Source organism: Brevibacterium senegalense (genome assembly GCF_000285835.1).
In the GTDB taxonomy this organism is placed as follows: Bacteria; Actinomycetota; Actinomycetes; order Actinomycetales; family Brevibacteriaceae; genus Brevibacterium; species Brevibacterium senegalense.
The window spans coordinates 110,148-120,908 of record NZ_HE978604.1; the positions used below are offsets into that span (position 1 = coordinate 110,148).

Annotated in this window: 9 protein-coding genes and 1 pseudogene; 6 read left to right on the forward strand and 4 right to left on the reverse strand. The window is 73.8% G+C overall.

The features are described from left to right. Together HGBR_RS09845 and HGBR_RS09850 are read left to right on the forward strand one after the other, a co-directional pair. A pseudogene (locus HGBR_RS09845) lies at nucleotides 1-885 on the forward strand (hypothetical protein); the annotation flags it as partial. After that, nucleotides 882-2,342: a DUF5719 family protein gene (locus HGBR_RS09850; protein WP_019159175.1), complete on the forward strand. Its 1,461-nt coding sequence runs from the start codon at nucleotides 882-884 to the stop codon at nucleotides 2,340-2,342. The pseudogene HGBR_RS09845 and the gene HGBR_RS09850, both read left to right, overlap by 4 nt. 89 nt (nucleotides 2,343-2,431) lie before the next feature. On the opposite strand, the gene HGBR_RS09855 is transcribed toward HGBR_RS09850, so the two are convergent. Next, nucleotides 2,432-2,812 (reverse strand): metallopeptidase family protein, encoded by a 381-nt coding sequence (locus HGBR_RS09855; protein WP_019159176.1) that lies wholly within the window; start codon nucleotides 2,810-2,812, stop codon nucleotides 2,432-2,434. Between the two features lie 136 nt (nucleotides 2,813-2,948). Here HGBR_RS09855 and HGBR_RS09860 point away from each other — a divergent pair, with 136 nt between their 5' ends. From HGBR_RS09860 to ahcY, 3 genes are read left to right on the forward strand one after another with little or no spacing between them, the layout of a single operon-like run. Continuing rightward, a complete protein-coding gene (locus HGBR_RS09860; protein ID WP_040364944.1) occupies nucleotides 2,949-3,299 on the forward strand; it encodes a DUF3499 domain-containing protein in 351 nt (116 codons plus the stop codon). Further along, nucleotides 3,296-4,747, forward strand: coding sequence for a phosphohexomutase domain-containing protein (locus tag HGBR_RS09865; RefSeq protein WP_019159178.1), 1,452 nt, complete (start codon nucleotides 3,296-3,298; stop codon nucleotides 4,745-4,747). The genes HGBR_RS09860 and HGBR_RS09865 overlap by 4 nt, the downstream gene beginning before the upstream one ends. Nucleotides 4,748-4,796: 49 nt before the next feature. Next, complete coding sequence (gene ahcY / locus HGBR_RS09870; protein ID WP_019159179.1) at nucleotides 4,797-6,287, forward strand: adenosylhomocysteinase; 1,491 nt, start codon at nucleotides 4,797-4,799, stop codon at nucleotides 6,285-6,287. 94 nt (nucleotides 6,288-6,381) lie between these two features. Here the strand turns inward: ahcY and HGBR_RS09875 are convergent, their stop codons facing one another. Further along, nucleotides 6,382-7,200: an RDD family protein gene (locus HGBR_RS09875; protein ID WP_026077495.1), complete on the reverse strand. Its 819-nt coding sequence runs from the start codon at nucleotides 7,198-7,200 to the stop codon at nucleotides 6,382-6,384. 58 nt (nucleotides 7,201-7,258) lie between these two features. On the opposite strand from HGBR_RS09875, the gene HGBR_RS09880 reads away from it, so the two are divergent. Continuing rightward, complete coding sequence (locus HGBR_RS09880; RefSeq protein WP_026077496.1) at nucleotides 7,259-8,254, forward strand: stage II sporulation protein M; 996 nt, start codon at nucleotides 7,259-7,261, stop codon at nucleotides 8,252-8,254. Between the two features lie 102 nt (nucleotides 8,255-8,356). Here the strand turns inward: HGBR_RS09880 and HGBR_RS09885 are convergent, their stop codons facing one another. Together HGBR_RS09885 and HGBR_RS17415 are read right to left on the reverse strand one after the other, a co-directional pair. Continuing rightward, a complete protein-coding gene (locus HGBR_RS09885; protein ID WP_019159182.1) occupies nucleotides 8,357-9,649 on the reverse strand; it encodes a DUF58 domain-containing protein in 1,293 nt (430 codons plus the stop codon). Continuing rightward, nucleotides 9,649-10,761: AAA family ATPase (locus HGBR_RS17415; protein WP_019159183.1), on the reverse strand; the 1,113-nt coding region annotated here is incomplete at its 5' end. The genes HGBR_RS09885 and HGBR_RS17415, both read right to left, overlap by 1 nt.

The following is a 10,761-nucleotide window of genomic DNA, read 5'->3' on the forward strand; positions in this document are numbered from 1 at the left end:
GATGCGACCGCGGGCGGGATCGAGGTGCACCGGGACGGCGACGCCCGGCTGCCCGTCTTCGCCGGCGAGCGGGCCGCGGGTCCCCTGGCGCAGCGCACGCTCGTCCTCGAGGCGGTCGACGGCGAGGTCGTCGGCACCCTCCGGGGCGCGACCGGCGGCACCATCGTGGAGACGTCGACGATCACGGACGCGCGCCAGCTGCACGGGTTCGGCCCGCAGCGCCGTCCCGCCGCACTCGACGCCGCGGACACGGTGCTCGCCGAGGCCGTGGGCCGCCTCACCTCGGAGGGCTCCGGCGACGCTGGGGCGGCACTGGCCCAGCTGGGCGTGGGCTTCGTCGTCCTCACCGGTGATGACGCGGACGCCGTCGACGCGGCCGCCCGCAGCGTCTCCGGCGCGACCGGCCTCACCCGCCTGGGCGTCGCCGACCAGGGCCTCCTGTGGCAGGTGTCGACGGCTGAGGACGACGGCTCCGGCGAGGCGGGGGACGACTCCGGTGCCGCGGACGACCCGGCGGCCGGGGCCTCGGCGGAGGTGTCCCGGGCCCGCGTCGTCGACGCGACCGGGGCCTCCGCGCCGGTCGAGATCGTCGACGGCACGGTCGAGGTGACGGGCTCGCCGCTGGCGGCCTCCGGCGAGGGTCCGCGCCTCCTCGTCCTGGCCGAGCGCGCCGGCGTGACGACCGCGCACGTCGACGGCCGCGCGCTGGAGGAGGCCGACCCCGTCGACGGGTGGGCGCAGGCGTACGTGCTGCCCGGCGGAGAGGTGAGCGTCGAGCTGAGCGCCTCGCCCGTCTGGTACCGCGTCGTGGTCGTGTGCGGCTGGATCCTCGTGCTCATGAGCGCCGTCGTCGCCGTCCCGATCGGTCGAGGAGGCCGCCGATGAACGCCTTCTCGCGCACGACCGCGACCATCATGGGCATCGCGGTGCCCGGCGTCCTCATCGCGGTGACCGCGTTCGTCTCTCCGCTGCCCAGCGGCTCCGGCTCGCGCGGGCCGGAGCAGATCCGCCTGCCCGCGACCGCGATCACCGCTCTGTGCCCCGGCCCCCTCGACCTGACGGCGGAGGACGCGGTGGACACGGACGAGGAGTTCGAGGCCTCGGACGCGCCCACGACCGTCGCGCGCGCCGTGAGCGTCACGACGACCGCGCCGGACGGCTCCGACGGCGCCGGCGGGATCACGGCGACCGTCGTCGACGGGGACGAGCAGTTCCGGACGGACCCCGGCGACCCCTTCGTGACCGGCGCGGACGGGATGGGCGCCCCCGTCGTCTACGAGGGGGAGCCCGCCGGCGAGAGTCCCGTGCACATGTCCGCCGTCCAGACCGCGTCCGCGGAGGACGGGGACTACGCGGGCCTGTCCGCGCTGGCCTGTGCGACCCCGGTCACCCGCGCGGTCTTCTCCGGTGCGTCGACGCTCACGGGCGAGGACTCGCGCCTGCTCATCGGCAATCCGACGGACGCACCCGTGACCGTGCGGGTGTCGCTCACCGGCGAGACCGGGCCGCTCGCGGTCGCAGGCCAGGACGAGCTCACCGTCCAGCCGCGCTCGATGCGCACCGTCGTCCTGGGCGCGCTCGCGCAGGAGGCCGCGGTGCTGGGTGCGGAGGTGACCGCTGAGGACGGCCGCATCACGACCGTCCTCCAGCGCACCCGCCGCGACGGCCTCACCCCGCTGGGGATCGAGCACGCCGCTCCCGAGGCCCCGGCCGCCGCCCGCACGGTCGTCCCCATCGCGACCGGCGGCCACGCCCGGCTGCGGGTCACCAATCCCACCGACCGGGCGGTGAGCGCCCAGCTGGGAGCGCACGCCGCGGACGGGCCCATGCAGCTGGCGAACGGATCCGTCGCGGTCCCCGCGCACGGCACGGCGGAGGTCGACCTGGGCGAGATCTCACCCGGCGACGTCGTGCTGGACGCGGACGGGGAGCTGACCGCCTCCGTCTCCGTCACCGTCGACACGACGGAGGGCGAAGACATCGCGCAGTACCCCGGCGTCGAGGCGGTGGGTGCCGCGCGGCTGCTCACGCTGCCCACGGACGAGGTGGGGAACCCGCTCGAGGGCGACATCGCCGTCGCGGCGGGGGAGGGGTCCGTCGAGATCGTCCCCGTCCTGGGCGACGGACAGCGCGGGGAGCCGCAGGCGTACGACCTCGAGGCCGACCGCGCGATCGTCCTGGGCCTCGCGGACTTCCCGGACGCTCGTGCGCTGGAGGTGCGCGGCACGGAGGGCGACGCGTTCGCGACCGTGGGCGTGCGCACCGAGTCCGGGGTCAGCGGTGTGACGCTGCCGGCAGCGCCCGAGGGGATCGGCTACCGGGACGTGCGCCTGGAGCGCTGAGGTCTGCGGGGACACCGGGGCCGCGGGTCCGGGCGCTCAGGTCTGGGCGCCCGCTGGCCTGAGCGGTCGCTGTTCAGCGGGGCCGCGGGTCAGCGGGGCCGCAGGTCGTCCGGGTCGCGGCCGCTCAGCAGCGCGGCCTGGTCCGCCAGCACGTCCGCGACGAGGTCGGCCAGCTCCATCTCGTCCGCACAGCGGTCCGCGATGGGCAGTCGGTGCAGCACGAGGGTCGCGGGAGCGGCCGGGGTGGCCTGCAGGACGCGCCCCAGCTCCAGACCGGCGTCCGCCGGGGGCACGTCGTCGATCGTGAGGACCACGTCGTCCAGCTCCTCGTCGACGCGTGCCCGGATGTCCGCGAACAGGCGGGCCGCCAGCAGTGCGAACGCCTCCGTGCGCGTGCGCTGGGCGGGCACGGGCGCACGGAACAGCTGAGGTGTGCGGCCGTGGCGGTCGTGGCGGCGCGAGGGGGACATGCTCCGGAGTCTAGGTGCACGACCGCGTCCGGGCGCACGACCCTGCGAGCGCGTGTGAGCGCCCGTGGGACGGTGTGCACGCGGATGCCGGGGAGGGTTCCCGGCGAGCGACGTCGGATTGGGTAGACTGCCCGATGTGTCAGTTCGTCTGTGTGCCAAGGCCGGGTGCGGCGTCAGTGCCCGATTCACCATGACGTACGTCCACGCGGACGCGACCGTGGTCGTCGGTCCGCTGGCGATGCGGGCGGAGCCCGGCGCGCTGGACCTCTGCCGGCACCACGCGGACCGGATGACCGCACCCCGCGGCTGGGAGCTGCTGCGCCTGGACCCGGGCGACGAGCAGCCGGAGCGCTCGCGGGACGACCTGCTGGCGATCGCGGACGCGGTGCGCGAGGCGGCCCGCCCCAAGCCGGCCCCCGCCGCTGCGCAGGCCCCGCTCAGTCCGGGCCGCGGCCACCTGCGCATCGTCTCCGGAAGCGGAGAATGACGGCACCCGTCAGCGCCCCGCGGGCGCCCCTCGACCGTCGTGCGCGCTTCGACCGGGTGCTGGGGGCCTACGACCTGCGCGGCACCGTGGGCGACGAGCTGGACGACGACCTCCTCTTCGCCCTGGGCTACGGCGCGGCGCGCGTCTTCGGCGCGGACGGTGAGACCGAGGTCGTCGTGGGCTGCGACATGCGTCCGGACTCGCCGCGCTTCGCGGGATGGGCCGCCGCCGGCGTCGTGGCCGGCGGTCTGCGCGTCCGCTTCGTGGGCCTGTGCTCGACCGATCAGCTGTACTTCGCCTCAGGAGCGTGGGACGCGCCCGGCCTCATGGTGACGGCCAGCCACAATCCGTCCGGCTACAACGGGGTGAAGGTGTGCGGTCCCGGTGCCGCCGGTGTGTCCCGCGCGCACGGGCTGGACGCCATCCGCGAGGAGGCGCTGCGGGCGCCCGCGGCCACGGGCCCCGTCCCGCCTGTCGATGCGGAGGCGGCGGCGGAGCTCGCCGTATCCTTCGCGACCCGTCTGCGTGAGCTCACGGGACTCGACCGGCTGGAGCCGGTCCGTCCGCTCACGATCGTGGCGGATGCCGGCAACGGCATGGCGGGGAAGCTGCTGGGCGAGGTGTTCGGCACCGATGCCGGCCTGCCCCCGGTCCCCGTGCGGATCGTGGGCCTCTACACGGAGCTGGACGGGACGTTCCCCCACCACCCGGCCAACCCGCTGGAGCCGGAGAACCTGGTGGACGCGCAGACCGCCGTGAGCGCGGACGGCGCGGACCTGGGCCTCGTCTTCGACGGCGACGCGGACCGCTGCTTCTTCATCGACGGCGCGGGCTCCGTGCTGTCGCCGTCCGCCGTCGGGGCGCTCGTCGCCCAGCGCGAGATCGCGCGGGCGCGCCGGGCGGGGGAGGCGACCCCGGTCGTGCTCCACAACCTCCTCACCTCCCGCATCGTCCCGGAGACGATCGAGCAGGCGGGCGGACGGGCGGTGCGGACACCCGTGGGGCACTCCGGGATCAAGAGGCTCATGCGCGAGCACGACGGGATCTTCGCCGTCGAGCACTCCGCGCACTTCTACTTCCGCGACTTCTACTCTGCGGACTCCGGGATCCTCGCCGCGTGCCACATCATCGCGATCCTCGCGGCGACGCGGGAGACCGCGGCGGACCTCATCGCCGGTCGCGAGCGCTACGCGCCGTCCGGGGAGATCAATTCGACGGTGGGCGATCCGGACGCCGTCCTCGCGGACATCGCCGCGCGGGCGGAGGCCGGTGAGTTCGGCGCGGGGGACGTCGATCGCTTCGACGGCGTCTCGCTCCAGGGCGCGGACTTCTGGTTCAACGTGCGGAAGTCGAACACGGAGCCCCTCGTCCGCTTCAACTGCGAGACCCCCGACCCGCAGCGGACCCGTGCGCTCACGACCGCCGTCCTGGCCCGCGTCCGCGCGTGAGGCCCCACCCGACCGACCAGACGAACCACCACGGAGGCGAGGACCCCCTATGCAGAACACCCCCGCAGTCCTGACCCAGGCCGACCACCGGGTCGCCGACCTCGGCCTGGCGGCCGCCGGCCGCCATCAGATCCGCCTGGCGGAGCGCGAGATGCCGGGTCTCATGAGCCTGCGCGAGGAGTACGCGGGTGTGCGGCCGCTGGCCGGCGCGCGCGTAGCGGGCTCCCTGCACATGACGGTGCAGACCGCCGTGCTCATCGAGACGCTCGTCGACCTGGGCGCCGACGTCCGCTGGGCGTCGTGCAACATCTTCTCGACCCAGGACGAGGCGGCGGCCGCGGTCGTCGTGGGCTCCGGCACGCCGGACGCCCCCACCGGCGTCCCCGTCTTCGCGTGGAAGGGGGAGACCCTCGACGAGTACTGGTGGTGCACGGATCAGATCTTCCGCTTCCCCGCGGACGATCAGCGACCCGCCGGACCCACCCTCATCCTCGATGACGGCGGTGACGCGACGATGTACCTGCTGGACGGCGCCGAGGCCGAGGCGGCCGGGGGCGTCGCGGCGGACGGCGACGACGATCCGGACGAGCTGAAGGCCTTCCGCGCCCGCCTGCGCACCTCGCTCGCGGAGGAGCCGGGCCGCTTCACCGCGATGGTCCCGCAGCTGCAGGGCGTCAGCGAGGAGACGACGACGGGCGTGAACCGCCTGTACCGCCTGGCGGAGGAAGGACGCCTGCCGTTCCCCGCGATCAATGTGAACGACGCGGTCACGAAGTCGAAGTTCGACAACCGCTACGGCATCCGCCACTCCCTGCCGGACGGCCTCAACCGCGCGACGGACGTGCTGATCGGCGGCAAGGTCGCCCTCGTCATCGGCTACGGGGACGTGGGCAAGGGCGCGGCGGAGGCGATGCGCGGGCAGGGCGCCCGCGTCGTCGTGAGCGAGATCGACCCGATCTGCGCCCTCCAGGCGGCGATGGACGGCTTCGAGGTGCGGACGACGACGGACGCGGCTCCCGGCGCGGACTTCGTCATCACGACGACCGGCAACACGGCGGTCCTGTCCGTCGAGCAGCTGCAGCTGCTGAAGCCGGGCGCGATCGTGGGCAACGTGGGGCACTTCGACGACGAGATCGACCTGGCGGGGCTCGCGAAGCTGCCCGGCGTCCGGAAGGTCGAGATCAAGCCGCAGGTCCACGAGTGGACCCTCCCGGCCGCGGACGGGACCGGCCGGGACACGACGAGCATCATCGTCCTGTCGGAGGGGCGTCTGCTCAACCTGGGCAATGCGACCGGCCACCCCAGCTTCGTCATGAGCGCCTCCTTCACGAACCAGGTGATGGCGCAGATCGAGCTCCACACGGGCGACGCCGGCTACTCGAACGACGTCCACCGCCTGCCCAAGGCACTCGACGAGAAGGTCGCGCGCCTCCACCTGCCGGCCCTGGGCGCCCAGCTCATGGAGCTCACGAAGGAGCAGGCGGAGTACATCGGCGTGGACGTGGCCGGCCCCTACAAGCCGGAGCACTACCGCTACTGAGCCGCACGACCCGCACGCCTGCGGTCGTCCGCCCCGGCCCCCGTCGACGGGGGCCGGGGCGCGGTGCGTGCGGTGCGTGCGTCGGAAGGGCGGATCAGCGCAGGTGGAGGCCGTGCGGGAGGGTGCCCACCCGCTCGCGGAAGGCGCCCGCGGTCCGGTCGGCCCGCTCCTGCCGCTGCAGGTGCTCCCACCGCGTGCGGACGACGACGGCAGAGAGGAACATCTCCGGATCCGTCCCGGGCGGGGGAGCGGGCGACACGTGCGGATTCAGCTCCTCGGCCAGCTCGATCGCCCGTTCCGCGCGGGACTGGGGAGTGCGCTGGGAGGCGGAGCCCAGGAACTGAACGATCCGGTGCTGCAGACCCGCCGGCAGCGGTGCCAGATCCGCCTGCTGGATCCAGTCGTAGAGGTGGGGGTGGAGGACGATCCCCTCCGGGCGGGGGCGCGCGGCCCGCTCACTCACCGCGGTCGTGCCCGCCAGCATGTCGCCCAGCCGCTTCGAGCGCGCGGACAGCAGCCCGGCGAACGCGGCGACCGCACCGCCGGTCGCGAGGATCTCGAACTGCCACAGGAGGGCCCGCAGCAGTGCCTGGCGGAACCCGATCGCGCCGCCGTCGTCGCGGACCACGCGCAGTCCCAGCGCCAGTTTGCCCAGGGAGCGTCCGCGCAGCAGCAGCTCGACCGCGCACGGGACCGCGACGGTCGTGAGGACTGTGAGCACGATGGCGGCGGAGCTGGACAGCAGCGTCCACTGGAAGCCGATCCGGCTGAGGAACCAGGCCGCCGCGGCGAAGACGGCGACGTAGACGATCGAGTACACGACGGTGTCGATCGCGGCGGAGAGGGCGCGCGCGGCGAAATGCGCCGGCTGCACGCGCAGGGCCACGGCCTCGCCGGTCACAAGCACACTCATGTGTCTCATCGTCGCACAGATGCGCTGCCGGTCCGTTCGGATGAGTAGGGTGGAGCGCATGGATCCCGTCCTCCTCGCGCAGCTCCACGGTCCCCGCTGGGACCTGCTCGAACGCCTGGCGAAGAAGTCCCGCCTGGACGCAGCGGAGGCGGCGGACTTCCTGAGCCTCTACCGGCTGGCGTCGAAGGACCTCTCGCGGATCCTCTCCGTCGCACCGGACTCGCAGACGGCCGCCCGCCTGTCCGTCATCGTCCATCGCGCGCGCACCCACCTCACCTCGATCCCGCGGGGACCCATGTCCGCGCTCGTCCGGTTCGCGGTGCGGTCCTTCCCCGCGGCCCTCTACCGACTGCGGTGGATGTTCCTGGGGGTGACGATCCTGTTCCTGGGCAGTGCGGTCGTGGCCGCCCTGTGGGCGCTGCGGACGGAGGGCGCACTGGACACGCTCATGTCGCCCGCGCAGCAGCAGGAGCTCGCAGAGAGCGACTTCGTCGAGTACTACAAGGAGAACCCCAACTCCGTCTTCGCGGTGGGCGTGTGGACGAACAACGCGTGGATCGCCGTCCAGTGGATCGCACTGGGCATCACGGGGATCTACGTGGTCGCGGGCCTGCTCATGAACGGCGTGAACGTGGGCATCTCCGCCGCCGTCATGTACCGGCACGGCTACGAGGCGGACTTCTGGTCATACATCCTGCCGCACGGGATCCCGGAGATCACATGCATCCTCATCGCAGGGGCGGCGGGCCTGCAGATCTTCGTCGCCTGGATCATCCCGCGTGCCATGACGCGCGGCCAGGCGCTCGCGAAGGAGGCGCGCTCGCTCATGACGGTCGCGGGCGGCCTCGTGGGGCTGCTGTTCCTGTCCGGCCTCGTCGAGGGCTTCATCACGCCCAACCCGTTCCCGGTGTGGTTCAAGATCGCGGTGGGCGTGGGGCTGACCCTGGCGATCGGTCTCTACGCGGCGCTGCTGGGCCGACCGGTCGTCCTGGCCGGAGGCGACGGAGACCTCGAGGAGGACCGGGCCGGCTACAGAGTCGTCGCAGCGTACTGACGCGCGTGGTCCTCCTCGAGCGGACGCGGGGACGGTGGCGGGTGCGGGACCGGCCGGCCGCGGCACCGGCGGGCCGTGGAATCGGTCGACCGGCCGGCGGCCTCAGAGGCGGCCGGAGGTCTTGAGCGCGATGTAGAGGTCCGCGAGCGCGGGCGGCAGATCGTCCGGCGCTTCGTGGACGGAGTGGATGCCCAGCCCCGCCAGCGCGTGGCCCAGGGAGCGGCTCTCCAGCAGGTCCCGCTCGGCCGCGGCCGCGGTGTAGACCTGTTCGGTCGAGTACCGCGCCTGGGCCATCTCCGTGAGCGCCGGGTCTGCGACCGAGGCGATCGCGACGGTGTGCCGGCGTGCCAGCAGCGGCAGCGCGGGCAACACGTCCTCCCCGATCGTCGCGGGGTCCAGCGCCGTCACGAGGACGACGAGCGCCCGGTGCGAGGTCACGCCCAGGACGGCGGACGTGATGGTCTCCCAGTCCGCCTCGAGGAGCTCCGGCATGATCGGGGTGATCCGGTGCATGAGGTGGTCCAGTGACGCGGACCGGCCGATGGGGCCCACACGGGCGCGGACGCGCGCATCCGCTATGAGGACGTCGGTCCGGTCGCCCGCGCCGGCGGCCAGGCCGGTGAGGAGCAGCGCGGACTCGATCGCCGCGTCGAAGGCGGTCCCCGTCCCCACCCGGCGGGCGGCCAGCCGGGACGAGTCGAGGACGATGATGACCCGGCGGTCGCGCTCGGGGCGGTAGGTCCGGACCATGACCTCCTGCGCGCGCGCCGTGGCGCGCCAGTCGATCGCGCGCACGTCGTCGCCGCGCGCGTACTCCCGCAGGGAGTCGAATTCGGAGCCCGCGCCCTTGAGCATGACCGCGGTCCTGCCCTCCAGTTCGCGCAGCCGCTGCAGCTTCGAGGGCAGGTGCCTGCGGGAGTGGAAGGGCGGCAGGACGGTGATCGACGCCGGGACCTCGATCGAGCGCTGCCGGGCGACGAGCCCCAGCAGCGAGGCCGACCTGACCGTCACCCGGTCCGCGCGCAGCAGACCGCGCCGGGTGGGCTTCAGCACGGTCGTCCGCTCGTGCGTCCCGCCCGGGCGGATCCGCGCGCGGAAGCGGATGTCCTGCGCCCCCGCGGTGGGCGCCCAGGCGTCGCGCACGTGCAGGCGGTGGGTGCGGCGGCTCGGATTCACGATCGTGAGGACGGCGTGCGTCTCCTCCGTCAGGCGGATGCGGGGGCCTGGCGTCCGCTGGAGGCCCAGTCGTCGGATCCCGGGTGCCGCCAGCCAGTCGAGGAGGCCCGCGATGACGAGCAGCCCCACCATGACGACGAAGGTCGTCGCCTGGGGGCGCAGCGCGATCGGGATCCCCGCGAGCGCCGTGAGCACGAGGAAGCGCCAGGTCAGAGCCATCAGCGGGGGACGTGGACCGACTCGACGATCGAGGCGAGGACGCGGTCGACGTCCGCACCCTCCATCTGGGCCTCGGGGCGCAGCGCGATGCGGTGGCGGAAGGTCGCGGGGACCAGCGACTTCACGTCGTCCGGGGTGATGTAGCCGCGTCCGGACAGCCAGGCCTGCGCCTGCGCCGCCGCCAGCAGGCGGGTCGCGCCGCGGGGCGAGACGCCCAGGGCCAACGAGGGGGCGCGGCGGGTCGCCTGGACGATGTCGACGATGTACGCGATGACCTCGGGCGCGCAGTGGACCTGGGCGGCACGGGCCCCGGCCGCCAGGAGCTCGTCCGGGCCCGCGACCCGCTCGATCCCCGCCGCCCGCAGCCGGTGGGAGTCGAAGCCGTGCGCGTGCCGGGAGAGGATCGTGAACTCCGTGTCGCGATCCGGCAGGTCGAGGACCAGCTTGAAGAGGAAGCGGTCCAGCTGGGCCTCCGGCAGGGGGTAGGTACCCTCGTACTCGACGGGGTTCTGCGTCGCTGCGACGAGGAACGGTTCTGTGAGCCGCCGGGTCGCGCCGTCGACCGTCACCTGGCGCTCCTCCATCGCCTCGAGCAGCGCCGACTGCGTCTTGGGCGGGGTGCGGTTGATCTCGTCCGCCACGAGGAGGTTCGTGAAGACCGGTCCCTCGCGGAAAGAGAAGTCGCCGGACTTCGCGTCGTAGATCATCGACCCGGTCACATCGCCCGGCATGAGGTCCGGCGTGAACTGCACGCGCTGCGAGTCCAGGTCCAGGCACTGCGCGATCGTGCGGACGAGGAGGGTCTTCGCGACGCCGGGGACCCCCTCGAGGAGGACGTGGCCCTGGACCAGGAGAGCGATGAGGATGCCGTCGACCGCGGCGGTCTGCCCCACGACGGCCTTGCCCGTCTCCGTGCGGACCCGCAGCAGGACGTCGCGCAGGCGCGCGTCCTCGTCCGTGAGGGTGAGGGCCTCCTCCGGGGGCGCGGCGTGCTGCCCGTCGCGGGGCGGGGCGAACTGCTGCCCGCCGTGGTTGACGGGTGCGTGGTGCTGACCCGACTGCGGCGCGTGCGACGGGGCCTGCGGCTGCGCGTGCGGCGGCTGGCCGGGCTG

Excerpts from the sequence above, each read along its gene's own strand:
- HGBR_RS09885 (WP_019159182.1), bottom strand. The coding sequence starts at position 9,649 with ATGGCTCTGACCTGGCGCTTCCTCGTGCTCACGGCGCTCGCGGGGATC.
- HGBR_RS09875 (WP_026077495.1), bottom strand. The coding sequence starts at position 7,200 with ATGAGTGTGCTTGTGACCGGCGAGGCCGTGGCCCTGCGCGTGCAGCCG.
- ahcY (WP_019159179.1), top strand. The coding sequence starts at position 4,797 with ATGCAGAACACCCCCGCAGTCCTGACCCAGGCCGACCACCGGGTCGCC.
- HGBR_RS09855 (WP_019159176.1), bottom strand. The coding sequence starts at position 2,812 with ATGTCCCCCTCGCGCCGCCACGACCGCCACGGCCGCACACCTCAGCTG.
- HGBR_RS09880 (WP_026077496.1), top strand. The coding sequence starts at position 7,259 with ATGGATCCCGTCCTCCTCGCGCAGCTCCACGGTCCCCGCTGGGACCTG.
- HGBR_RS09865 (WP_019159178.1), top strand. The coding sequence starts at position 3,296 with ATGACGGCACCCGTCAGCGCCCCGCGGGCGCCCCTCGACCGTCGTGCG.
- HGBR_RS09850 (WP_019159175.1), top strand. The coding sequence starts at position 882 with ATGAACGCCTTCTCGCGCACGACCGCGACCATCATGGGCATCGCGGTG.